19 protein-coding genes and 1 pseudogene are annotated in these 23,032 nt (G+C 69.1%); 9 read left to right on the top strand and 11 right to left on the bottom strand.

Annotated elements, in window-relative coordinates; translation table 11 throughout:
* Positions 1-621: 621 nt before the first annotated feature.
* A complete protein-coding gene (locus tag ACIQ6R_RS35775; RefSeq protein ID WP_404226102.1) occupies positions 622-846 on the top strand; it encodes a DUF6059 family protein in 225 nt (74 codons plus the stop codon).
* 33 nt (positions 847-879) lie between these two features.
* Here the strand turns inward: ACIQ6R_RS35775 and ACIQ6R_RS35770 are convergent, their stop codons facing one another.
* Entirely contained in the window at positions 880-1,701 is an 822-nt protein-coding gene (locus ACIQ6R_RS35770; protein ID WP_404186325.1) for a BTAD domain-containing putative transcriptional regulator, read from the bottom strand.
* A gap of 303 nt (positions 1,702-2,004) precedes the next feature.
* Between ACIQ6R_RS35770 and ACIQ6R_RS35765 the strand changes: the two genes are divergently transcribed.
* Positions 2,005-2,256 carry a hypothetical protein gene (locus tag ACIQ6R_RS35765; RefSeq protein WP_404226100.1) on the top strand — a complete coding sequence of 84 codons (252 nt, stop codon included), beginning with the start codon at positions 2,005-2,007 and terminating at the stop codon, positions 2,254-2,256.
* A gap of 142 nt (positions 2,257-2,398) precedes the next feature.
* Positions 2,399-3,130, top strand: a pseudogene (locus ACIQ6R_RS35760) (BTAD domain-containing putative transcriptional regulator); the annotation flags it as partial.
* 347 nt (positions 3,131-3,477) lie between these two features.
* Here the strand turns inward: ACIQ6R_RS35760 and ACIQ6R_RS35755 are convergent.
* From ACIQ6R_RS35755 to ACIQ6R_RS35740, 4 genes are all read right to left on the bottom strand, one after another.
* Positions 3,478-4,305 (bottom strand): BTAD domain-containing putative transcriptional regulator, encoded by an 828-nt coding sequence (locus tag ACIQ6R_RS35755; RefSeq protein ID WP_404186321.1) that lies wholly within the window; start codon positions 4,303-4,305, stop codon positions 3,478-3,480.
* 451 nt (positions 4,306-4,756) lie between these two features.
* Positions 4,757-5,374: a ScbR family autoregulator-binding transcription factor gene (locus tag ACIQ6R_RS35750; protein WP_404226098.1), complete on the bottom strand. Its 618-nt coding sequence runs from the start codon at positions 5,372-5,374 to the stop codon at positions 4,757-4,759.
* A 14-nt stretch (positions 5,375-5,388) separates the two neighbouring features.
* Positions 5,389-6,981 carry an acyl-CoA carboxylase subunit beta gene (locus ACIQ6R_RS35745; protein WP_404226097.1) on the bottom strand — a complete coding sequence of 531 codons (1,593 nt, stop codon included), beginning with the start codon at positions 6,979-6,981 and terminating at the stop codon, positions 5,389-5,391.
* 149 nt (positions 6,982-7,130) lie between these two features.
* Positions 7,131-7,340: an acyl-CoA carboxylase subunit epsilon gene (locus ACIQ6R_RS35740; protein WP_404186315.1), complete on the bottom strand. Its 210-nt coding sequence runs from the start codon at positions 7,338-7,340 to the stop codon at positions 7,131-7,133.
* A gap of 287 nt (positions 7,341-7,627) precedes the next feature.
* Between ACIQ6R_RS35740 and ACIQ6R_RS35735 the strand changes: the two genes are divergently transcribed.
* The gene (locus tag ACIQ6R_RS35735) at positions 7,628-8,620 is read left to right on the top strand and encodes a ScbA/BarX family gamma-butyrolactone biosynthesis protein (protein WP_404226096.1); all 993 of its coding nucleotides are present in this window, start codon (positions 7,628-7,630) and stop codon (positions 8,618-8,620) included.
* 229 nt (positions 8,621-8,849) lie between these two features.
* Here the strand turns inward: ACIQ6R_RS35735 and ACIQ6R_RS35730 are convergent, their stop codons facing one another.
* Positions 8,850-9,701, bottom strand: coding sequence for an SDR family oxidoreductase (locus ACIQ6R_RS35730; protein WP_404186311.1), 852 nt, complete (start codon positions 9,699-9,701; stop codon positions 8,850-8,852).
* Between the two features lie 166 nt (positions 9,702-9,867).
* Between ACIQ6R_RS35730 and ACIQ6R_RS35725 the strand changes: the two genes are divergently transcribed.
* Entirely contained in the window at positions 9,868-10,536 is a 669-nt protein-coding gene (locus ACIQ6R_RS35725; protein ID WP_404186309.1) for a ScbR family autoregulator-binding transcription factor, read from the top strand.
* Here ACIQ6R_RS35725 and ACIQ6R_RS35720 read toward each other — a convergent pair.
* Positions 10,529-12,103: an FAD-dependent monooxygenase gene (locus ACIQ6R_RS35720; protein WP_404226094.1), complete on the bottom strand. Its 1,575-nt coding sequence runs from the start codon at positions 12,101-12,103 to the stop codon at positions 10,529-10,531. The genes ACIQ6R_RS35725 and ACIQ6R_RS35720 overlap by 8 nt on opposite strands.
* Positions 12,104-13,050: 947 nt before the next feature.
* Here ACIQ6R_RS35720 and ACIQ6R_RS35715 point away from each other — a divergent pair.
* Together ACIQ6R_RS35715 and ACIQ6R_RS35710 are read left to right on the top strand one after the other, a co-directional pair.
* Positions 13,051-13,503 carry a MarR family transcriptional regulator gene (locus ACIQ6R_RS35715; RefSeq protein WP_219189011.1) on the top strand — a complete coding sequence of 151 codons (453 nt, stop codon included), beginning with the start codon at positions 13,051-13,053 and terminating at the stop codon, positions 13,501-13,503.
* Positions 13,500-13,811, top strand: coding sequence for a replication initiation protein, RepL2 (locus ACIQ6R_RS35710; RefSeq protein WP_404226092.1), 312 nt, complete (start codon positions 13,500-13,502; stop codon positions 13,809-13,811). The genes ACIQ6R_RS35715 and ACIQ6R_RS35710 overlap by 4 nt, the downstream gene beginning before the upstream one ends.
* A gap of 153 nt (positions 13,812-13,964) precedes the next feature.
* Here the strand turns inward: ACIQ6R_RS35710 and ACIQ6R_RS35705 are convergent, their stop codons facing one another.
* On the bottom strand, positions 13,965-15,098 hold the full coding sequence (locus ACIQ6R_RS35705) for a ParB/RepB/Spo0J family partition protein (RefSeq protein ID WP_404186303.1): 1,134 nt from the start codon (positions 15,096-15,098) through the stop codon (positions 13,965-13,967).
* Positions 15,095-16,354, bottom strand: coding sequence for a ParA family protein (locus ACIQ6R_RS35700; RefSeq protein WP_404186301.1), 1,260 nt, complete (start codon positions 16,352-16,354; stop codon positions 15,095-15,097). The genes ACIQ6R_RS35705 and ACIQ6R_RS35700 overlap by 4 nt, the downstream gene beginning before the upstream one ends.
* A gap of 715 nt (positions 16,355-17,069) precedes the next feature.
* Between ACIQ6R_RS35700 and ACIQ6R_RS35695 the strand changes: the two genes are divergently transcribed.
* Positions 17,070-17,753: a hypothetical protein gene (locus tag ACIQ6R_RS35695; RefSeq protein ID WP_404186299.1), complete on the top strand. Its 684-nt coding sequence runs from the start codon at positions 17,070-17,072 to the stop codon at positions 17,751-17,753.
* A gap of 48 nt (positions 17,754-17,801) precedes the next feature.
* Positions 17,802-18,227: a hypothetical protein gene (locus ACIQ6R_RS35690; protein WP_404186297.1), complete on the top strand. Its 426-nt coding sequence runs from the start codon at positions 17,802-17,804 to the stop codon at positions 18,225-18,227.
* 113 nt (positions 18,228-18,340) lie between these two features.
* Here the strand turns inward: ACIQ6R_RS35690 and ACIQ6R_RS35685 are convergent, their stop codons facing one another.
* The gene (locus ACIQ6R_RS35685; RefSeq protein ID WP_404226089.1) at positions 18,341-18,793 is read right to left on the bottom strand and encodes an iron chaperone; all 453 of its coding nucleotides are present in this window, start codon (positions 18,791-18,793) and stop codon (positions 18,341-18,343) included.
* Between the two features lie 321 nt (positions 18,794-19,114).
* Positions 19,115-21,628 (bottom strand): Helicase associated domain protein, encoded by a 2,514-nt coding sequence (locus tag ACIQ6R_RS35680; RefSeq protein WP_404226087.1) that lies wholly within the window; start codon positions 21,626-21,628, stop codon positions 19,115-19,117.
* Between the last annotated feature and the right edge of the window lie 1,404 nt (positions 21,629-23,032).

Raw genomic sequence — 23,032 nt, 5'->3', positions numbered from 1 at the left:
CTCGTCTCGGCGTCCGGAAGGCGGGGCGGGCCGCCATGGGACGCCGCCCGCCGGTTGGTACAGGCTCGCCATGGACTGTGTCCTGATCCGGTGGAGAACGACTCGCCCGCTCCTCGAACGCCGCTGGAACCGGCAGCGGAGCGCGGCGCGCCCCGCACGGACGCGACCGTGCTGGACGCCGGGTCGATCCGGGCACGACCACGCTGCCCGACCCTGCCGACCGCCGCTTCGCGCACCGGTGTTCGGCCCGCGCCGGGCACGCGCGCCACCGCACCACCTCGGGCACCCGCCCGTGGCGTGACCGACCGGGTCCGCCTGCGACCAGCCGGGGCGCTCCGCCCACCCCCACCAACTACCGGATCCCCCGGCCGGAGGTCCCGCGCGTCCGGCGCCGGACGACGCTCCTCGGGTCGGGCGTCATGGAAGACCGACATCAGGTGGCGAGCCGTCAGGCCACCGGAACGGTGGGCGCGGCCGGCACACAGGCGGGCACGTGGCCGGAGCTCCGCGCCGGGCCGCCGGGCGCTCGACCCGGAATCAAGAGAACGTCAGACGGTTCTCGAGCGGCCGCTCCCAGCCTGACCGGTGTGGGACGACGATCCGCGGACCGAAGGAGGCCTGATGGCGTTCGCCCGGCGTGTGCTGCGGTTCACCCGCGCCCTGGCCACCACTGTCTGGCAGTCCCTGATCGCCGTCGGCGCCGTCCAGCTCGCCGGTGAGACGGCCCGGGCCGATACCCGCCTGGTGGACGTGCCTCCGCCGGGCCACCCCGAACGACTGCGTCCCGACCTGCCGCTGACCGCGTTGGAACGCGCCCTGCTGAAGGACATAGACTCGGCACGCTGACGGCCGCCGCGCCGTCGCCGAGCCGCCGCGGGGTCAGGCCGCGTACAGGTCGAAGGTGGAGGTTCGCCGCGACCCGGACGCCAGGTCCAGCTGGGGGTCCACGGCAAGTATCGCCTGGTGCAGCCGCTGCAATTGCGGTGAGGGCTCCACGCCCAACTCGTCGACCAGACGACGGCGCAGCCGGTGGTAGACGTCCAGGGCGGCGGCCTGCCGACCGGATCGGTACAGCGCCACCATGGCCTGCGAGTGCAGCCCCTCGTGCTCGGGATGCCGGGCGATCAGGTCCGTGAGTTCGGCGGTGACCTCGGCGTGCCGGCCGATCCGGAGGTCGGCGTCGATGCGGCGCTCCCGCGTGACGAGCCGGCTCTCCTCCAGTCGCATCGCCTCTATCCCCAGGACCGGACCGACGGGTACGTCGACCAGTGCGGGCCCCTGCCAGAGGTTCAGCGCCTTGCGGTAGGTCTGGGCGGCCCGCGCGTCCTCACCGTTCTCGAAGGCCTGCTGGCCCTCGGTGACGAGGCGTTCGTACGCGTGGACGTCGACCGCGTCGGCCGGTATCTGCAGCAGGTAGCCGCCGTGTCGGGTGGCGAGTACGTCCTTGGCGGTGCCCGGGGCGCCGGGTCCCATGGCGGTGCCGAGCCGACGCCGCAGCTGGAGTATGTAGGTCTGGAGCGTGGTGAGGGCGCTCTGGGGAAGTCCGGTGCCCCAGATCTCCTCCATGAGCGTGGGCACGGGCATGACCCGGCCCGGGTAGAGCGCGAGCAGGGCCAGGATCTGGCGCGGCTTCCCGGCCGTCGGGACGATCGACATCCCGTTGACGTCGGCACTCAGTGGACCCAGAACACGAATCTCCATGGCTTCCCTCCCCGTACCTCAACGGCTGGCCTCGGCCTCCGAGCCGGTGTTCGAATCGGTGCCCGAGATCCGTCGATATTGCGCCACGCGGGGACCCGGTGTCCTTACCCCACGATGTATGCACGAGGCGCACCGTATCCCGCCGCAATTACGCCACAGGAAAACATCGAGGAGTCTTCGAGCGGAATTCTTGCGGCCCCTCGTCCAGCTGTTCCTGACGCATCTCTGACACCCGCTGACTGTTGCGGAAATAATGTGCCGTCCGTCTTGAGCCGGTCCATGCGCGCTGTTAATTTCTGCGCCATGGAGGCCACCGAAAGCACCGGGCGTGACGGCGGGCGGACGACGGCCGGGGGCGCGGATCCGCTGACGCTCCGGCTCCTGCGCCTCGTGGCCGCCGATGGCGCCCCCATGGACTCGATCACCGCCATGGAAGTCCTTTCCGCCTGGCACCGGCGCGGCGTGGAGGTCGGGTTCCCCGAACTGATGGCGCGCCCCGCTTCCGGTCGTCGGCGACCGTCCTGTTCCTGTCACCGCGAGCACCGCACCAGTTGAACTCCAGGCAGCCCGGAAAAGCGCTGGAACCGAACTCGCGCCGCCGCGTCCCCGTCATGCACACCGTCTATCGTCCGACAGCCGGGCAACGCAGTATTTCCTTTCCGGCCGACAGGAATCGGACCACGCTACGGAGTCGTCCATGGAAAACGGCGCCCACTCCATTCCGGTCATCGGCCCGGACCTCCGGAGCACGAGCGGACCCGGCGCCCCGGGCGCGGAACCCGGCGGGCCCGCCGGGCCGGAGACGGAGTTCCGCATCCTGGGCCCCGTCGAGGTCCACGACGCGCGTACCGGGCTCAGGGTGCTTCCCACGGGGGCGAAGCAGCGCGCTCTGCTGGGTGCACTCGTGGTGAGGCCGGGGCAGACCGTCTCCGCTCACCGGCTCATCGACGAGTTGTGGGGCGGGCACCCGCCGGCGAACGCCGGGAACGCTCTACAGGCCCATGTGGCCCGCCTGCGGCGGCTGCTGGCGCGGCCACGCTCCGGCGCCCACGAGCCGCACCGCGAGTGGATCGCGACCCGGTCGTCCGGTTACGTCCTGCTCCTCGGCCGGGCCACCACGGACGCGGAGCGCTTCAACCGCCTGGCGGCCGAGGGCCGGGCGGCCGCCGTCGGGGACCCCGGCCGCGCCGCCGATCTGCTGCGCCGCGCCCTGGCGCTGTGGCGGGGGCCCGCACTGGAGGGCAGTGCGCGCGGTGGCATCTGCGCGGCCGAGGCGGCCCAGCTGGAGGAGACCCGGCTGACCGCCCTGGAAGCGCTGTACGACGCGTGCCTGCGCGCGGCCCGGCACGACGAGATCACGGGCGAGCTGGAGGAACCGACCGCCGACCACCCCGTACGGGAACGCTTCTACGACCTGCTGATGGTGGCGCTCTACCGCTGCGGACGTCAGGCCGAGGCCCTCGGCGTCTACGACCGCGCGCGCAAGCTGCGGGGCCGGATGGATGCGATACTCCACCACGACCCGGCGCTCGCGCCCCCTGGTCCCGCCGGTCCGTTCCCGGCGGCACTTACCCGCGTTCCGCCCTTCACGGCCGTCCCGGACCAGGAGGCGGCCGTCATGACCCTCACCCACGAGATCGCCCGCCTGCGGGGCCACGTGGAACGGCTCTTCCTGGACGCAGGAGGCGCTGATCCGGCGCTTCGACAGCCTGCAGGTCGCGTCCCCGCGGGCACGGTGACCGCACCGCCCGCCCGGTCGGCACGCCGGGGGCGGGGTCAGCCCACCCGGGCCACGGTGCGGCCGGGCGCCTCCGGGCCGCGAGCCGGGACGGTCTCCGGGGCGGCCATGAGGATGGAGCGCTGCAGCCGGCCTATCGTCGCCGAGGGCTCGAGCCCCAGCTCGTGTACGAGCGTTGCACGCAGCCGCTGGTAGACGCTGAGCGCCTCGCCGCGCCGTCCCGAGCGGTGCAGGGCCACCATGAACTGGCCGTGCAGGCTCTCGTGCATCCGGTGCCGGTTGACGAGGACGGTCAGTTCGGAGAGCAGTTCGCGGTGGCGCCCGAGTCTCAGATCGGCCTCGATGCGCTGGTCCAGCGCGCACAGCCGGGACTCCTCCAGACGCCTGACCTCCAGGTCGAGCCGGCCGCCGGCACTCACGTCGGCGAGCGCCGAGCCGGTCCACAACGACAGCGCCTCCCGCAACCGCCGTGCGGCGCCCGTGAAGTCCTCGGCGTCCATGGCCCGGTAGCCGGCGCCGGCCCGTTGCTCGAACTCGCGGAAGTCGACCCGGCCGCCACGGGAGTCCAGGCGGTAGCCCCCGGGCAGGGTGACGAGGATGTCCTTGGCGGTGACGTCCGTCTCGCCGCCCGCGGCCAGCGCCGCACCGATGAGCTCCCTCAGCTGGAGCACGTACGTCTGCAGGGTGGTGCGGGCGCTGCGCGGCGGCTCGTCGTCCCACAGCTCCTCGATCAGGGAGGAGACCTGGACCACCCGGTCGGCGTGCAGGGCGAGCAGCGCCAGTACCTGACGCGGCTTCGGGGCGGTCGGTGTGATCGAGACGCCGTGCTCGCGTACTGACAGCGCGCCAAGAACTTCGATGTCCACTGTCTTCTCCCCCTCGGAGTTGCATGCCGGTTGCGTGCGGATCCATGCAGCGAGGGCCGCCGCTTGGACACCCGGAGGGCACCCGACGACTCTGGCTCGAAGACGATTAAAAAAACAGCACAGTCGGTTTGTCAATGGGAGAGGCGCACATTCGGCCACACGAACCACCCCCGGCGCCGCGTGGCACCACCCCCGACAGCGCCCTGAAGAGCCGATAGAGCCCTCCCAGAGCCGTACTTGACCGCAGGAGGGCTCTACCGGACAGGCGGGATCAGGACCGTGGCGACGCGGCGGGAAACAGCACCCCGGAGCCCCATCCACACAACACGGCAGATCCAATAAGAAGTGAGAAAACAGACATAGTCGACCTAAAATCAGACCGTGCGGTCTTGTTTTTGATCGCCTCCTTGCTCGCCGAACGCCGCTTCGTTGCCCCGGCCGTTCGTCGTGATCACTCGGCGCGGCTGCCCTCCGGTACGAGGTCACCGAGTACGGAGGGCGCCGCCAGCCTCGGCAGCAGCAACTGCCAGAAGCGGGTGACGGTGCCGTGCGAGAGCCACTGCGGGTCCTGCGTGCCCAGCACCTCGAAGCCAGTGGTCGCCGCCACCACGGAGGCCGCCACCGTCTCGGGTGTGACCTCGTTCAGCAGTCCCTCGCCGTCCGCACGCTTCAGCGCCGCCCCGACCCACTCGTGCCACTGGTGGTGCAGCCCCTGGTTGCCTCCGCGAACCTGGTCCCGGCTCAGCTCGAACCCGGCGCGCAGCACCACGTCCTCGGCGAGCAGGTGCGCAAGGGCGTGCGAGGTGTCCACCAGCAGCTGCAGGGAGTTGCCGGCCACCCCTTCGTGGGCCGTGACGATGCGGTCCAGCCGTTCCGCCGCGGCCTGCTCCACCGAGTCGGCCAGCGCGGCCTTGTTCACGAAGTGGAAGTGGAGCGCTCCGCTGCTCACTCCGGCCAGCGAACTGATCGCGTTGAGAGAAGCCGTGCTGAAGCCGTCCCGGGTGAAGACCGTGGCGGCCGAAGCGATCAGCGCTTCTCGGGTGCGCAGGGCTCGTTCCTGTTTGACCATTCAAATTGCTCCGTTTACTGCGGCGGGTTGCCGTGCTTGCGGGAGGGCAGGTCGGCGTGCTTGGTGTGGAGCATCGCGAGGGAGCGGATGAGGACTTCGCGGGTCTCGGCGGGGTCGATGACGTCGTCGACCAGGCCGCGCTCGGCCGCGTAGTAGGGGTGCATCAGTTCGGCCTTGTACTCCTTGACCATGCGGGCCCGCATGGCCTCGGGGTCCTCGGCGTCGGCGATCTGACGGCGGAAGATGACGTTGGCCGCGCCCTCGGCGCCCATCACGGCGATCTCGTTGGTGGGCCAGGCGTAGGTGAGGTCGGCGCCGATGGACTGGCTGTCCATGACGATGTACGCGCCGCCGTACGCCTTGCGCAGGATGAGCGAGATCCGGGGCACGGTCGCGTTGCAGTAGGCGTACAGGAGCTTGGCGCCGTGGCGGATGATTCCGCCGTGCTCCTGGTCGACGCCGGGCAGGAAGCCGGGTACGTCCAGGAGGGTGACGATCGGGATGTTGAAGGCGTCGCACATCTGCACGAAGCGCGCGGCCTTCTCGCTCGCCTCGATGTCCAGGACGCCGGCCAGGGCCTGCGGCTGGTTGGCGACGATGCCGACGACCTGGCCGTCCAGGCGGGCCAGGGCGCAGATGATGTTGCGCGCCCAGCGCTCGTGGACCTCCAGGTACTCGCCGTCGTCGACGATCTCCTCGATGACCTTGGCCATGTCGTAGGGGCGGCTGCCGTCCGCCGGGACCAGGTTCGCCAGCGACTCGGAGCGACGGGTCTGCGGATCGGCGCAGGAGGTGTGGGGCGGATACTCCCGGTTGTTCTGCGGGAGGAGGGAGAGGAGGTAGCGGACCTCGGCGAGGCAGGTCTCCTCGTCGTCGTAGGCGAAGTGGCAGACGCCGGACGTCTCGGCGTGCACGTCGGCGCCGCCCAGGCCGTTCTGGGTGATCTCCTCGCCGGTGACGGCCTTGACGACGTCCGGGCCGGTGATGAACATCTGCGAAGTGTCGCGGACCATGAAGACGAAGTCCGTGAGGGCGGGGCTGTAGGCGGCGCCGCCCGCGCACGGGCCGAGCATCACGCTGATCTGCGGGATGACCCCGGACGCCTTGGTGTTGCGCTGGAAGATGCCGCCGTACCCGGCGAGCGCGCTGACGCCCTCCTGGATGCGGGCGCCGGCACCGTCGTTCAGGGAGACCAGCGGGGCTCCGGCCGCGATGGCCATGTCCATGATCTTGTGGATCTTCGTGGCGTGGGCCTCGCCCAGCGCGCCGCCGAAGATCCGGAAGTCGTGCGCGTAGACGAAGACCGTGCGGCCCTCGACCGTGCCCCAGCCGGTGATGACGCCGTCGGTGTACGGCTTCTTGGCCTCCAGGCCGAAGCCGGTCGCCCGGTGCCGGCGCAGTTGCTCGACCTCGCGGAAGGAGCCCGGGTCCAGGAGCAGTTCGATCCGCTCCCGCGCCGTCAGCTTGCCCTTGGCGTGCTGCGCCGCCGTCGCCTTCTCACACGGACCGGCCAGTGCCTGCGCACGGATCCCGTACAGCTCGGCGACGCACCCACGGTCGTCCGGCAGCTCCGCGGCCACCTGAGGAATGTCATTGAGGACTGTCACGATGCCTCCCTCCCTGGGCGCGACCGGCATGGAGACCCCAAATTATCAAACCGTCTATGCGGTTTACAGAGGGGGCGGGGTGCGGTGCGCACACGAATCATCTGGAAAAGGTGCCTGTCGGCCCCCGGTGACCTTGCGAGCGGTGCGTCCTACCGCCAGCAGTACGGCGAGCGATAGGCCGATCCGGCACACTCCGGCGGCCGCCACGACGGAACGTCGGCCGGCTCCCGCTCTGCGGCCTCCGCGTCCCGCCCGGCCACCACCGCGTACAGCACGGCAGTCAGCGCGGCCACTTCCTGTTCGTCGGCCAGACCGCGCTCTATGCGCAACGCGAAGGCCGAGGCGCCGGGTTCGCCCATGTCCGCTCCTCTCCACTGCGGCCACCGTGCGGCACCGCGCTACAGACAGACCTCAGTACCGCTTGAGAGTCACTCGGACGGGCGGCCGGGAACGGCAGAGCGCCCTGCGGGGCGTGAGCTGGAGGAATGCCGGAGTGCGGGACGTGAAGGAGGGCCCGGTCGACCGGGCCTCGACTGCGGCTCCAAACATTCCTGGACGGAGGCTGCGATTCCTCTGGAAACCAAACCGGGTGGACTGTATCTTTCGGTCCCTCCGTAGGCATCTCCGATCTCGTTCTGGGGGAGCGATGACCGCGAGCACGTTCCGGTTCGAAAGACCGTCGATCGAGCAGACGACGACGGAAGCCGGCCTGTCGCCCTTCAGGGCGGCGTTGTATCACGGGCCTCTGACCACCACGGTTCCCAGGGAACTGGTGCACCGAGCGGCCGTCGCCGAGGTCATGCTCACCGACTGGAGGCGACTGGGGGACACCCACTTCACGACGACCGCGCAGTGGCCGCGGGGCCACAGCTTCTTCACCCCCGTCGACGGGACCCACCACGACCCGCTGATCGCCGCTGAAACGATCCGTCAGGTCGGTGCCCTTCTCGCTCACGCCGAGTTCGGCGTGCCCTTCGGACATCAGTTCCTGCTGGAGGAACTGGCGCTCACGGTCCACCCCGACGAGTTGCGCATCGGTCCCACGCCGGCCGCGCTGGACCTCGACGTCACGTGCGCGGAGGTCAAGAAGCGCGGCGGCCGGCTGGCCGGCATGCGCTACGAGACGACAGTGCAGCGCGAGGGAAGGCTCGCCGCGTCGGGGCGGATCTCGTTCAGCGTCATCGCTCCGGCCGTCTACCGACGGCTGCGACCGGAGCGCGTGTTCGACCCCGGGCACTCTCCGATCGCCCTGACGGCTCCGGTGGCACCGCAGACCGTTGGGCGGCTCTCGCCCGCCGACGTGGTGCTCTCCCCCACCGGTGACACGAACCGGTGGCAGCTGCGGTCGGACACCCGGCACCCCGTCCTCTTCGACCACCAGGTCGACCACGTCCCGGGCATGGTGCTGCTCGAGGCCGCCCGCCAGGCGGCGACCGCCGTCCTGGGCAGGCCCTCGGTCCTGCCGACCGGCCTCGCCTGCGAGTTCACGAAGTACGCGGAGCTGGACCGGCCTTGCCTGATCGACGCCCTGCGCCTGCCCAAGGGTGCCGTCGGTGACCCCGACACCGTCCTGGTCACCGGCCACCAGGACGGCGAGCCCGTCTTCAGCACGACCGTGACGACTGCTTGGGGCAGCTGACCCGGACCGGCCTTCGGCCTCGCGGCGCCCTCCCCCACGAACGCAGAGCGACGGCGCCTTCCCCCCACGGCCGACGGCCCGCACCCCTCCACCACGACTCCCCGCGCTCTCGGCCCTCCCCCACAGCCCGAGGGCGGCCACGTCGGCCGAGTCCGAGCTCCGGGGACCTGCATGCCGCCCGGCCGTCACGTTCCTCGAGAGCCGCGAAGGGCCGCATGCCGTCCCGCAGTTACGGCCTGCGGCGGAACACCTCTCGGTGGTCCTCGGCCCATGCGCAAAAACGCCGGGCCGGACGGCCGGTCAGGCGGAGAACCGTGTCCTCCACGCCGGCCTTGGCTCCAGCACGCTGGCGTTCCGCACTGGCCAGCAACGCCTCGACGATCTCCACGGGGTGACGCTCCCGCAGGCAGGCGCGTGCCCGGTCGGGGGAAAGTTCCTCGAAACGCAGCGGCCTGCCCAGTACCCGGCCCAGTTCGGCCGTCTGCTCGACCGCACTGATCGGCTGCGGTCCGGTCAGCGTGTGGATCCGCCCTTCGTGCCCGTCCTCGGTCAGCGCGCACACGGCTGCGGCCGCGACGTCACCCGGGTCGACACACGCGTTGACCGACGTCCCGTACAGAGCACGGACGACCCCCTCGGAAGCGATGGACGTGGCCCAGGACAGCGCGTTGGACATGAAGGAGCGAGGCCGCAGCACGGTCCACCGCATCCCGGAGTCCATCAGCAGCCTCTCGGTCGTGCGCTGCCACCGGGTGATGAGGTCGTCCGCACCCTCGTCGGCGACGCCGGCCGCGGACACCTTGACCACATGTCGCACTCCCGCCGAGCGCGCGGCTCGCAGGAAGAGCGCGTCGTCGTCCCCGCCGACCCGGCTGGTGAGGAGGAACGCGCGGCGCACACCCCGCAGGGCGTGGTCCAGGGAGGCCGGATCCGTGTAGTCGCCGGCCACCACGTCCGTGCCGGGGGCCCTTCCCTCCAGCCGCGAGGGGTCCCTGGTCATGGCCCGCACGGCGAGGGCTCGGGGGAGCCGGCGCATCAGCTCCTGTCCGACGGTTCCGGTGGCGCCAGTCACGAGAATCACCGCTGTCCTCCTTCTGCCGGAAAGGCCCGGTCACCGAAGCAGCCGCCTCGCCTCTTGAGGCCACGCAGGACACAACCTGTAAGATACATACTGGGCGGTTTTTTTGCGAGGTCGCTCCGAGGCTCCATCCGTCGAAGCGATCTTCAGGCAACGGGAGGCCCGCACAGTGGTGAAACAGGATCGTGCCATCCGCACGCGCAGGACCATCCTCGAGGCAGCAGCGAGGGTCTTCGAGGAACGCGGCTACCAGTCCGCGACCATCGCCGAGATCCTCGGCACCGCCGGCGTGACCAAGGGTGCCTTGTACTTCCACTTCGAGTCGAAGGAGCAGCTGGCCCAAGGCGTGCTCCATGAACAGGACCAGCGGTTCGTCATTCCCGACCGGGCCTGCAAGCTGCAGGAACTCGCGGACGTGGTGCTGCTGCACGCCTACCGTCTGCAGTCCGACCCGATGGTGCGCGCGGGCGTCCGGCTGAGCATGGACCAGCACGCGGAGGGCCTCGACCGCAGCGGTCCCTTCCTGCGCTGGAGTCACGTGTGCCGGGAACTGCTGGAGAAGGCACAGGCCCAGAGCGAGCTGCTCCCCCACGTCGTGCCGTCCGTGACCGCCGACGTCATGGTGGGCACGTTCGCGGGCGTGCAGTCCATGTCCCAGACCGTCAGCGACTACCAGGACCTGAGGCCCAGGAGCGCCGCACTGCTGCGCCATGTCTTCCCCAGCATCGCCGTGCCCTCCGTCCTCGCCTCGCTGGACCTGTCCGAACAGCGAGGCGAGTCGGTCTACGAGGAGATCCGAGGCCAGCTCCGGGAACAGCCGCCGGCCACCGTCAGCTGAGCGCCCCCGCCCCCGTCATGACCGGCTGCCTCCGGGACCGGGACGACCGGCGGCCGAAGTACAGCGCCAGCACGTCGTCGAGCCGAGCGCCGTCCGAGGCGGTGATCCGTCCCGCCGGGCCCGGGCCCGGGGCCGAGGCCCAGGCCACGTAGCCGTCGGGGCGCACCAGCAGGGCGTGACACGGAATCTCACCCACCGGATCGGCGTGAACCGACCTCAGTACGTCCGTCCACTCCCCCGCCCGCCGCGCGTACCGGCTGCCCCCCTCCCCGAAGAGCAGCAGCAGCGGGTTGCCGGTGCGCAACAGCCCGACCAGGTCGGTCCGGACTCCTCCCGTGCTGAGCGCCACGTTGTGGAGAAACCTTCCTTCCAATCCGGCGGGCTGCCTGGTGCATCCCGGGAGCACCGTGTCCTGACCACTGATCAGATCGCTGAGGTACCGGCTCTCCCGGTCGGCGGTCACCAGCCCGGCGAACAGCGCACGCAGGGCGTCCGCCTCGGGTTGCGACCGCATGAGGGCCAGCTGCGCCAGAGTGTTGTCGATGACGCGCTGGGCGGCAGGACGGCGCTCCTGGTCATAGGTGTCGAGCAGGTCCTCACCCGCGAGGTCCCGCACGGCGAGGGCCAGCTTCCACCCCAGATTGAGAGCGTCCTGCACGCCCGTGCTCAGCCCCTGGGCGCCGACCGGGAAGTGCACGTGTGCCGCGTCCCCAGCGAGAAGGATCCGCCCCCAGCGGTAGGAGTGGGCGAGCCTGGCGAAGTCACTGAACCGGCTGAGCCAGCGTGCCTGCCCGAACGCGATCTCCCTCCCGGCGATGCGGGCGAGTTCCCCTCGCAGTTCCTGAGCGGTGGGCGGCAAGTGACGCCCGGCATGAGCACCGGAGCAGTCGAGGGTCCTGATGTGGGTGCCCGCCCCGGGAATGTCGTGCGCGACGATCCAGCCGCGCGGGGTGTGGTGCCAGCCCGGCAGCAGAGCCCCAGCGTCCTCCAGCCGGACCAGTCCGGACAGCCCGGACGTCGTGGCCCGGTAGGTGCGCGCCGGAACGCCCCCCAGTTCCCGTACGGTGCTGCGCCCGCCGTCCGCCCCCACGAGGTACCGAGCGGTGCACTCCACGGGTCCGACCGGCCCCTGCGCCCGGACCCGGACACCGTCCTGGTCCTGGAACACCTGGGTGACACGGTGCTCACGCAGGACCCGTACGCCGGTCATCCGCGCCCGCTGCTCGAACAGTCGCTCAAGGTCGGCCTGCGGCCGTTTCAGAACGGGCCCCGGCTCCGAGGCCGGGGCCGTGATGGTCAGCCCGGGTATGCCACCGAAGCGGAAGGACACTTCGGTCTCGGCCGCGCTGGATGCCCCCCGTGGCACGAGTTCCGTGAAGTACCCCCGCCTGGCGAGACCCTGCAACGCCCTCGCGTGGAGGACCCTGGCCTTGGGCCGCTCACAGACCGAGGCCTGCTCCTCCAGCAGGACGGTGTGGACTCCTCGCTCCCCCAGCTCGGCCGCCATCAGCATGCCGACCGGTCCTCCCCCGACGATCACGACCTGCGCGTGCAGACGACTCTCCACCGTAGGACCTCCCCTTGGCCTCTAAGGCGTTGCGGCAGGATCAGGGGCATGTCAGAGTCACCGGGCCGGTGATGAGAACCCACGGTGCACGCCCCTCTCCTGTGTGGCGTACGGAAGACCGACCCACCTCCCGGAGGTCGGCTGGCGCGACCCAGAAAATATACCGGGTGGACGGTTCTTTACAAGACTCCCACATTGTGACTGAGTTCTGTACCCATCGGAGCGCCAGGAATCTCCGAGGGGCGCTGCGGATGCGGCTCTCCTCCGTGGTCCCGCGCCCCGTTCGGGCTCGGCAGTTCCTCGGCCCTGAGGGCTTGCGGTGCCTCGACGGGGTGGTTGAGGCCCTCCGACAGCTGCCGCACGGAGCCCCCCGGGAAGACGGCGACAACATGGCGGGCCCTCAGGGTGGTTGATCGAGGCATACGCGCGCCTCGCAGACCATGCCGCGGGCGCGCCGTGGCGGGCTTTCGGTGGTACAGGTTCGAGCGGGGTGCAGTCGCGCTCGAGATCGTGTCCAGAAGCCCTGCACGGCGCAGCCTTCGAAGGCGGTGAGGAAGCCGGCGGTGTTCGCAACACCGGTACGAGCACGGGTCCTCGGGGTCCGAGTCCGGCCGTCGGATAACAGCTATAGAGCGCGTCACCGTCAAACCGCCTCCAACCTGCGAAAACGTGGCCGGGAACCCAGTTCCTGTGAACTGCCAGGCAGTTCACAGGAACTGCCAGGCAGTTCACAGGAACTGAGTGCCACGATCCCAGGAACTGACTAGATTGCTCTCAGGTCAATGAGCGGACTCCGGTGAACTGCCGTTTGGGCCATGTCTGGTGAGCAAGTGACACGGCCTGCGAAGCCGAGTTGATTGACTTCTTGCTCATGTCCGTTAGGTTCATCAGGTCGGTGCCGCCGCCGTCATCCGAGATGTCCGTCACCCCCGTACACGGAGGGTCCGTTGGGAGCAGTACGCAGACTGGTCGACGCCGACACGGGCGAAGCGGTCCCCTACGCGCCGTACGCCTTCTCAGGTCGGCACACTCAGGTGGACAAGTCGCGCGTCGAGGCGATCACCGAGTCCAAGGCGTTCACCCCCAGCCAGAAGTTCCTGGTCCTGTGGTGGATCGGTGTCTCTCCGGAGGGCATGGACCCGCTGAGGGCGACGGGAGCGGACATCGCCCAACGCGTGGGAATGTCCACGGATGCGGTCGGCAAGATCAACCGTAAACTGACCAAGCACCGCATCCTGATCGTGCGGGGGCGCATCGGCAACTACAACCTTTACAGGATCAGCCCCTACATCGCGTTTCACGGGACTGGTCTCGAGCAACGTGAAGCAGTGAAGACGTGCATGCCTCCGGACATCCCCGGCTTCAACGAAATGACCCCTGCACGGTGGGAGGCGCAGTGACCATCGACGACAAGCAGAGGAACCTGGAGCTGCTGCAGGCCACGGCTGGCATGACCGCCAACCAGCGCCTCGTCGTCATGCTCTACGCCCTGCACCCCACGGACCGCGCGGGAGCGGTGGTGGAGACCGCGGCCAACCTCGCCGCCCTGGTGGGCATGTCCGCCCCCGTCTTCTCCCGCACCCGCAAGCAGGTCATCGAGGCCGGCTGGCTCGAGGAGTCCGACCGGCTCGCGCACATCCGCTACTACCGCCTCAGTCCCAAGGCTCTGGGCGAAAACGTCGTGGTCCCGCTGCGCCGCGCTACGTGACCGGTCTGCGTGGGCGTTCCTCATTGACGCCAAAGCAATGAGGGCAGTCCCCTGGGACGTCTTCGATGACCTGACGCACAAGAGGCCTGGTAGAGACGAGGCCCGGCACAGGAGGTGGCCGGGCCCCGGACACTACGGAGGCGACTTGTGGGGCTACTCGGCTCGTGGCACAACCTCTCCGGTGAAGGAGCGCGCCAGCTCTCGCAGCCGCTCCGGGTCCCTGGCCGTCGCCTTCATGTTCAGGAACCGCAAGAGCCTGAAGAAGACGTCGTCGTCCTCGATCTTCCTGTCCAGCAGCATGGCGAGGGCGCCCGGCTCGTCATAGGGGACCCGACGTCCCTGCGCCTCGTCGTGGGCCGAAGCCGTACCGTCGTCCGACACGGACGCGTCCGTCCGCGGTTCCGGCACCGCACGGGTGACAGGCGGTGCGGCGGAGGGCCGGTCGGCGGCGTCCGCAGCCGGGTGCCCGGGGCCCTCTATTACGTCGTAATAGCTTGTGGGCCTCTCGGCGGCCTGCTTGCTCCGGGAAGCGGCATCGGGCTCTGCCTCACTCCTGCCCCGGCGTTGCCGCTTCTGCGCCTCCTTCCGGGCCCGCTCCTCCTTCAGCGTCTGCAGAGCCGCCTCCTGGTCCGCAGCCGGCCTGTTGCCGACCGCGCGCAGTAGGTCAATGGGCTCCTCGCCCACCCGCGCCTGGAGTTCAGGAGTGAGGTTGAGCAGGGCGAGACGCTGAGAGACCCAGCCCTGGGAGCGGTGGAGCCGCTTGGCCAGGGAGGTCTGGCTGCCGTGGATGACCAGGAGCCGTTGCAGAGCGCGTGCTTCGTCCAGTTCCTCGAGGTCCTGGCGGTGGATGTTGGCGACGAGCGCGGACTCGAGGAGTTCCTCGGACGAGTTGCCCTGGTCGTCGCTGACCATGACCTTGACGGTGGCGAGGCCGGCTTCGCGGGCCGCGGCCAGCCGGCTGCTGCCGTCGATCACGACGTACGTGCTGTCACTTTCGAGGTCGGCCTCGCGCTCGGGGTTGGCCTTGACGTAGGCGTCGCGGTTCATGACCGTGATCGCCTGCTTCTGGCCGTGGGTCTTGAGGCTTCCGGCAAGGTCGGTGAGGTCACCGAGACTGGAGCGGGGATTGTCGGGGTTGAGGCTGATGCGGTCGAGGGGGAGCACGGTCGGCGGGGCGGCGCCGTCAGTGGGGACCCCGGTGGCCGCGGCCACCGCCTGGCGGCGGGCACTGATCGGGCGGCCTCCCCCGCCGAACCGACCGGCGCCCAACTGTTCGGCCTTGCTCATGCGATCTCCCGGGCCAGTGCGCGCATGCTGATCGCCTGCTGGGACCTGGGCGCGTACGACAGCAGTGGTTGCTTCATCCGGACGGCTTCCTTCTGTTCCTTGAGGTCTCCGATGAGTCCGATGACGCGGGGGTCCTTTATGTCGACCCACCCCTGGAGCGAGGAGGTGGCGATGAAACCGCGGCGGGAGTCGTAGAGGTTGACGACGATGCCGAGGTAGTCGATGTCGATCTGGAGGTCACCGCGCAGGTCTTCGATCTGTGTGGTGAGTAGGTCGTAGGCGTCGGCGGAGCTGTCTTCGGCCTGGACGACGATGAGTGCGCCGGACTGACCGGGCTTCTCCCCCTCTCTGCGACGGCCGTAGTAGGAGGCGGCGTCCATGCTGAGACCGAGGCTGGGAGGGCAGTCGACGAGGATGACGTCGTAGTCGGCCTCGAGCGGAGCGAGCGCACGCTCCAGAGCCGCTTCCCGGGCCCTTACGGCGGACAGGCGCACGTCGAGGAGAAAGGCGTCGTTGCAGGCGGGCAGGAGGTGGAGCCGGCCTTGGAAGGTGTCGTCGTCGATGGAGACGACGAGGTCCCGGAGATGGCCCTTGGGGTCCCCCGCCATGTGGTTGGTGAGGCTGTCGCCGTTCATGGGCAGCGGGGCGGCGCCGAGCTGATTGGTGAGGTGGCACTGCGGGTCGAAGTCGACGAGGAGGACGCGGAGTCCCAGCCCCGGGAGGTTCTCGATCTCCAGCGGGTCGGCGACGTGTTCTTCGGGTCGGGTGTCGCTGTCCCGCAGGGCCTTGGCGAGTGCCTTGGCGATCTGCACGGAGTGCAGGGCGTTGGGGTCCTCGGCCAGTGCTTCTCCGAGGCCTGCGGTGATGGCTGTCTTGCCGACGCCGCCCTTCTGGTTGCAGACGACGATGCGTCGCGTGATCTCCGGCCGCTCCACATCAGGGACGGGGTTGGCGGAGAGCCACAGTTGGACGGACTGGGCCAGCCCTTGGATGAGGGAGACGCGGCGGTCCGCAGCCACCTGACGGAAGGCCTCCCACTGCCCGGGCGGGAGAAAAGTGGAGAACGAGTCGGCGCCAGAAGTGTCGACAGGCTCTGGGGCGGAGGCCAGATCGCACCAGTCATTGATGCTCTGTTCGACGGCCGTCTGGATCTCGATGCCGTGCTGGGCTGCTCTGACCTTGAGGTTCTGGCGAAGCCAACCCGGAAGTTTGGAGACAACCTTCTCCCGGTCACTGGAAGCATCTGTCGAAGTCATGGGAGACACCATACTAACGTCCAAGATCCTTCGAGCCGTCGACACGTTAGTTTTCGCTACTCGTTGGCAAGAGGCAAGGCGCGCTGTCGGCCTCGGGTCGTGGACGGTGGATACACCGTATTGGCGTGGCTGGGCGAAGTGGGTGGTGCAGGTACCTCCGCTCGTGGGTGCCCAAGAGCCCCGACGCGGGGGTTGCTGTTCTGTGGCTGAGGTCAGTGATGGGCGGTCAGGGGTGAGCGGGGAAGGTGCGAGGGTGCCCGCAGACGTCCCTCTTTTATAAGAGCGGCAGCCGCGCGCAAGGCTGTGACCTGCTGTTTCGTCTCAACCATGGTGTCCTGGGGAGCACATTTGCCCCTTCGAAATGTCAACCTGGCGGTCACATTCGGGAGTAAGACTCAAGCTGTGGTTGACTTTTGCGACCGACTGCCCCGCCTGACGTCGTGGCAGGTCACAGCTTCGCGCTCACTCGGGGAACGTGGCCTGGGGGAGCGCGAGGGGCGAGCGAAAGGTGACGCCATTGCGACACAGGAAATCAAGCTGGGCTTGAGTAACCTTGCAAACTCGAAAAAATAATCAAGCTAGGCTTGAGTATCTGACCCGTCGGTCCTCGCGAGCCGAGAGGAGAGGTGAACTCGGCACGCCGAACCGACAAAAGACAAACCCTGGTTGATTTTTGAGCTAGTCTCTGGACTGCCTGAGTATCAAGGGAGGTCCTGTGACAGCCGATCCACCAGCACACCGACGGCCCCGCGCCGTTCCTGACGCCGCATCGGGCGATCCAGGCTTCGACGACCTCCTCCAAGTCCTCGGAGAGCAACTCGGCGAAGCGGCCAAGAGCAGTGACTCCCGCAGCCGCCGCAAGCTCAAGAACGTCACCTTTGAGTACGAGACCGACCACACGGCCGTGCACGACATGGCCGGAGACGCCGGCTACAGCCTGGCCTCGAACTGGTTCACCCAGCTCCTGGCCCAGCTCGCCGTGGCCAACTCCATCACCAAGTCCCAGCTGTGCGTCTTCCTCTACGTCGCGGGAGCACAGCAACGCGGCACCGGCGTTGCCCAGTACACCCAGCAAGAGATCACCGACGGCCTCAACAAGCTCGCCGCCCAGAAGGACGGCAAACGCATCACACGCTCCACGGTCAACCGCGCCATCAAAGCACTGGTGGGCTACAAGTGGATCGAGCAACTCGGCAACGGCATGATCCAGCTGAACGTACGCCTGTGGTTCCACGGCAACAGCAACGCCCAGCACGCCGTCCTCGAGCAGCTCGCCGTCCAGCATGACCGCGACCCCGAGGCCTTCCCCCACGGCATCGGCCCGGAAGCCCATCAGGAGCAGCTGGACCTCGGGCTCACCGAGCACCCGCATTATGGAGCGGGAAGGAGGACCGGGTGATACACCACGAACAAGAGCTTCGCCCACCCGCACATGGAAGGGGTACCGATGGCTGATGTCATGTCACCGGTGGTGTCCGAACGTATCTGGGCCCTGCCCGTGTCCGGGGCTACGGTCAAGTTCCTGCAGTACCTGCTCTATCGCAGCGACTTCGGGGGGCACCTCCCCGTACGCCAGAAGGACATGGCCACCGAATACCGCGTCACTCCCCAGGCCGTCAGCAACCTCATCGCTCCCTTGTGCGAGCTGAACATCGTGCTGCGGCCGAAGAACGAGGAGGGGAGCCGGGGTAAGGGAAACTCCTACCGGCTGCACCCCCTGGCGGCGAAGTACGCCAGCACTCAGGACATGGAAGCGGCGTTCAGGTCCGCGATCGCCGGCATCAAGGCGGGCGATCTCCCCGGCCTGAAACTGCCCGCCTACGCCGCCGTCCCGCCTACAGCCGACGGCCGCCCGAACCTCCAAGTCGCCTGACCCCAAGAAATCGGGGCCCCGCCGAGAACGGCGGGGCCCCGATTGCCTGAGTGAAGGTCGTACCCCCACTATACCCAGTCACCCCCGGGCCGCCGGCCGCACAGGGATGACCGTCAACTCACGGCCTGCTTCACCAGAGCGGCAATCCGCTCCTCGACCTCGGGCGTCACCTCGCTCAGGGCGAAGCCGGCCGCCCACATGTTGCCCTCGTCCAGGTTCGCGTTGTCGCTGAACCCGAGCGTCGCGTAACGCGCCTTGAACTTCGCTGCGCTCTGGAAGAAGCAGATCAGTTTGCCGTCCAGCGCGTAGGCGGGCATGCCGTACCAGAGCTTCGGCGCCAGGTCCGGGGCGCTCGCAGTGACCACGGCATGGACGCGCTCGGCCATGACCCGGTCCGAGTCCTGCATCTCGGCGATCTTGGCCAGCACGTCCTGCTCTGCCAACGCCGCCTTGTCCGCACGCGAGCTGCGTCGCGCAGACGCCTTCTGCTCCTTCGCGTGGTCCTTCATCGCGGCCCGCTCCTCGGCCGTGAACCCCTCGTACGTGTTCTGCTTGGTGTTGCCCATGTTCCCTCCGTAGCCCGTGGGTCACGCTCGCCCGATCCGGTACGCCACGACGAGCACGGTTACGTCTCTCAGTACAGCATCTGCCGTGCATACAGCCCTTGACATCCACTCAAGGCAGCCTCGAAACGGACCCACCACATCCGGAAGGCGGACTGGGCCCGGGCTATTACGTCGTAATAGCTCCCCGGCGCCGTCAAGCCGATCGAGTGCAAGCCTCGACAGCGCTCCCGCACCCACAGGCTTCGGAAGCTATTACGACGTAATAGCTCACTCGATCGTGGACAGGTCATGGGACGGGTCTCGCCATCCCGACCAGCACTCCTACGTCCATCGCATGCCGATCGTGGACAGCAGCTCCATCCGCTCCGGCGTCAGCGTCGCCGCCCGGCTCCGCTGGTTCCCGATCCATGCCCCGAGCCGGAGTTCTCGAACCTCCTGGTCCTCCCCGCCGACGATCGTCTCGACGTGCTTCCTCGGTACCCGAAGGTGCCCCTCGCGCTCGTAGAACTGCTGGGCGGCCTCGTAGTTCATCGCCCACTTGTCGGCCTGCGTACGGCGCGGCGGCGGCTTCTCGTCCTCGCTCGCGGGTGTGATGCCGAGGACCTGTTCGCACATCCACTGCTGCACGGTGGTGAGGTTGTCCCAGCCGAGCCGCACCGACTGCACCCAGCGCCCGAGATCCTCGCCCTGGCGCACGACGTCGCCCGTCTCGGTGGGCAGCGCCTCGCCCGCGTCCAGGTGCATCCTCACCAGGTGGAAGCAGCGCTGCCAGGTCACCGGCCAGCTCGGGCACCAGGACGGGTCGATGTCCTCCAGCTGCTCGCGCCGCTCGTCCGACAGCGCGCCGGCCGACGACTCCACCGGCAGGCCCTCGGCACGCCGCTGCTCGATCTCGGCGGCCTTCCGGGCGGCGGCCCGCGCGTTCTTCAGCCAGATGCCCACCCGGTAGCCCTGGAACGTGGCGTCCAGCGGGGCCAGGAGGTGGCCCGCCTCGGCCGCCCACCCGCGCGCTGCCGCGAGACCTTCCTCCCACGCGACGTCGTAGTGGCTCCAGACCATGCCCAGCTTCTCCAACTGCTTGACGCGGTCCTCATCCATGTCGCCGCGGGCGTAGAAGCGCCGGTTGTCGGCGATCCACTGCCCGAGCGGGAACCCGGCGAGCGAGGCCGGCCACACCGCGCCTTCCTCCCCCTGCTCCTGGTCGTCGACAGCGGGCACCCGGAACGTGAACGGCACCTTCAAGTCGCCGTGCTCGCGGGCGTAGATGACGGCGGCCTCGACGCCGCGCCGCCAGTGTTCGTGCTCCGGGTTGAGGACCCGCAGGTTGATGAACGCCGCGAGGGCGGCCGGGTCGCGCGGCGTGGAGAACTTCAGCAGGGCCTTGGCGGGGGCACTGACGCCCCCGGAGCCCTCACCGCTCCCGCTCGTGCTCGTGCCGCCCTCGTCCTTGCTGGCGGGCTTGTAGCGGCTCGGCGCCTGCTGCTCCGCGAGGCTCTCCACGATCCGCGCGTCGTGCGCCCGCAGCGCCTCCAGCAGCTTGGCCAGCCCGCCGAAGGCACGGCTCGTGAGCATGTTGTCCGCCGTCTCACCCGGCCCCAGCAGGACCGGCACCACAAGCGAGGCGACCTTGCCCTCGCCGGGCTGCATCCGCAGCGCGCGGCCCACGGCCTGGACGAGGTCGGGCATCGAGCCGCGCACGTCGGCCCAGTAGACGGAGTCGCAGTTCTTGGTGTCGACGCCCTCCCCGAGCACCTTCACCGAGCCCAGGAAGCCCTTCTCCACCACGGTGCCGTCCGTGGCGATCCCGGCGGCGAACTCCCCGAGGACCCGCCGCCGGTGGCCCGGCTTGTGCTCACCGCACAGCCAGTCCGCCCAGATCGCGCGCGGGTACAGCTCGGGGTCATCGGCGTGCAGTTTGGCGGCGACGTCGGGCAGGCCGGCGGCGAACGCCTCGGCTTCGCGGACCTGGTGGTGGAAGACGAGCGTGCGCCTGAAGCCCTCCTCCGAGGACGCCTTGACCAGTGCGGTCTGGAGGGCTGCGAGCCGGGCCCCGCGGACCTCGTCCGAGCGCCCCTCAGCGCCCAAGAGCTGCGCGGCCTGGAGCTGCGTGTCGGTGATGTCCACGCACACCACCTGGTAGGGGGCACAGATTCCTCGGTCGATCGCCTCCGAGAGCGTCAGCGTGAAGCAGCGGGCGCCGAACGGGCCGTCCGGGTCGTCTTCCATGCTCGCGACCAGCTCGCCGGGGGCGCCGGCCTCGTCCTCGTCCCCGAGCTGCCACAGCCGGGGCGTGGCCGTCATGTACAGACGGCGCAGGGAGGGGATCTTCTGGTTGTCGTGGACGACCGCCCACGGCTTCCCGATCCGGCCCGAAACGCGGTGGGCCTCGTCCACGACGATCAGGTCCCAGGCCGCGAGGCCGGCGGCGTGTGCCCGCTCCAGCGTGCCCAGCCCGAGGCTGGCGTACGTGGCGTACACCGTCACCTTGTCCAGGCCCCGCGTCCACTCCACCAGCTCGTCCACGTCCGTGGTGTTGGGGAAGGACACCTCCTCACCCCGCAGCGAGGACACCCCGATCATCGGCCCCCGGCGGCCACCCTCGCGCCACGCGGACTCGGTCTGGGCGAGCAGGTCGAGCGAGGGCACGAGCACCAGCACACGGCCCGCGTGGAGCTCCTCCGCGCTCCGGACCGCCACCAGAGTCTTCCCGGACCCGGTCGCCATGATCACCTGCACCCGAAGCCCTCGCTCGGACACACGTGATCTTGCAGGCAATTCGAAGGCACGAAGTACCGAGTCTACGGCTTCCCGCTGGTGAGGGCGGAGTTCCTTCACGGTCTTCTCGGCTTCCTTCTCATAGCTGTGTCCGCACGGTGCGCCATGGAAAGCTGCACGTAGACGGCCTCATTGGCAGCAGCGATGCCACTGCCAGCCAGTCGGCAGGACTCAAGACACGGCGACTCGGAGACAAGTGCGATGCTATCGGCTGCTGTCTACTCTCTCCAGAGCCTATCGCCAACAAAAAATGAAGCACAGAGTGCCCTGCCGTTTCGAAGGGAGACCAAGGCACGCACTGACTGTGGACGGGTAACCGAAGCCTATGAGTCAGTTCAGATGGCGAGGCCAGTATCCGCTCCCGGCCCGGACCGTGAAAATCCTCCGGTTCGGGCGCTGGTTCCACGCAACATTCGCAATGCTGTGGTGCCTGCTACTGATCGACACGATCGTGGGCGATGAAGGTCCGGCAGCGATCGCGTGGGCGGTCGCATGCACCGCCATGTTCCTGATCTTCCTCCTCGGCACTCTGCGGACCCTCCGCCGCCACCGGCAGGAACAGGCGATGCGGCTCCGGCACTAACCTCAGCATCCTCCCTATGAGAGGTGACGGTCGATGCGTCCGCTGCCTGGGGGTAGCCGACAGGTATGGCAGACCGTTCATATCCGTTACCCGAGGGCCAGGCCGAGACGCTACGGACGATGCGGTGGGTGCAGCTCGCCGTGGCTGTTCTCATGCTGGTCTGGTTCGGACTGGCGTTGCGGCGGGGGGAGTACGGGCCCGCGGGGTTCAGCCTGTGGTTCCCGGGCGCCTGCGCCTTCATCTGGCCGGCCCTCGCGGCCCAGAGTTTCACCCGCCTGAAACGTCATCAGGACGCGCTCCACGCAGAAGACGGGAGACCTTCCCCGTAGCCGCTCGGATCCGGCGCGGTGCTCGTTGGGCGTGTTCTGGGGTAGCCGGGCGGCATGCAGAGTCGGGGATGGTTGGCCGAGTGGTGGTCTCGCCGATGGGTGCGCTGGACGGCTGCTGTGACCGTGTGGCTTCTTGCCTACGGGACGGCCGCAGTGGTGTGGCGGGCTCTCACAGGCCGGACGTGGCTTGACGCGCTTGTCTTCGCTGGCCTGGTGGCCGTGGTCAACGTGGTGGCGCAGTGGGTGGCGAGCCGGGCCAAGAGGAAAGCAGCAGCGCGCGACGGCTGAATGAGCCAATCCCGGCCCCCTTGCTGCTGCCCGGGCCGTAGGCCCGTTGGCCGACCCGCGCAGCAGGGCCGGCCCTTCGGGCGCGCAGCGCCCCGCAGCTCCGGAAGCGCAGCGGACGGAGCGTCACCAACCCGGCGCAGCCGGGTTGGTGAGCGGGACGCGCAGCGTCCCGCCAGCGCTCCCGCGGAGCGGGAGCGCAACACCCGTGCGCAGCACGGGTGTTCGCTTGCCCATCGCGCAGCGATGGGGTACCCGCTCCGCGGG

This window comes from Streptomyces sp. NPDC096048, assembly GCF_044763415.1.
Classification (GTDB): domain Bacteria; phylum Actinomycetota; class Actinomycetes; order Streptomycetales; family Streptomycetaceae; genus Streptomyces.
This window is presented reverse-complemented; position numbering and strand designations above follow the sequence as displayed.

What these genes read in the sequence shown, in the direction of transcription:
- ACIQ6R_RS35775 (WP_404226102.1), top strand. Translation starts at nt 622, where the DNA reads ATGGCGTTCGCCCGGCGTGTGCTGCGGTTCACCCGCGCCCTGGCCACC.
- ACIQ6R_RS35770 (WP_404186325.1), bottom strand. Translation starts at nt 1,701, where the DNA reads ATGGAGATTCGTGTTCTGGGTCCACTGAGTGCCGACGTCAACGGGATG.
- ACIQ6R_RS35765 (WP_404226100.1), top strand. Translation starts at nt 2,005, where the DNA reads ATGGAGGCCACCGAAAGCACCGGGCGTGACGGCGGGCGGACGACGGCC.
- ACIQ6R_RS35750 (WP_404226098.1), bottom strand. Translation starts at nt 5,374, where the DNA reads ATGGTCAAACAGGAACGAGCCCTGCGCACCCGAGAAGCGCTGATCGCT.
- ACIQ6R_RS35740 (WP_404186315.1), bottom strand. Translation starts at nt 7,340, where the DNA reads ATGGGCGAACCCGGCGCCTCGGCCTTCGCGTTGCGCATAGAGCGCGGT.
- ACIQ6R_RS35735 (WP_404226096.1), top strand. Translation starts at nt 7,628, where the DNA reads ATGACCGCGAGCACGTTCCGGTTCGAAAGACCGTCGATCGAGCAGACG.
- ACIQ6R_RS35705 (WP_404186303.1), bottom strand. Translation starts at nt 15,098, where the DNA reads ATGAGCAAGGCCGAACAGTTGGGCGCCGGTCGGTTCGGCGGGGGAGGC.
- ACIQ6R_RS35700 (WP_404186301.1), bottom strand. Translation starts at nt 16,354, where the DNA reads ATGACTTCGACAGATGCTTCCAGTGACCGGGAGAAGGTTGTCTCCAAA.
- ACIQ6R_RS35690 (WP_404186297.1), top strand. Translation starts at nt 17,802, where the DNA reads ATGGCTGATGTCATGTCACCGGTGGTGTCCGAACGTATCTGGGCCCTG.
- ACIQ6R_RS35685 (WP_404226089.1), bottom strand. Translation starts at nt 18,793, where the DNA reads ATGGGCAACACCAAGCAGAACACGTACGAGGGGTTCACGGCCGAGGAG.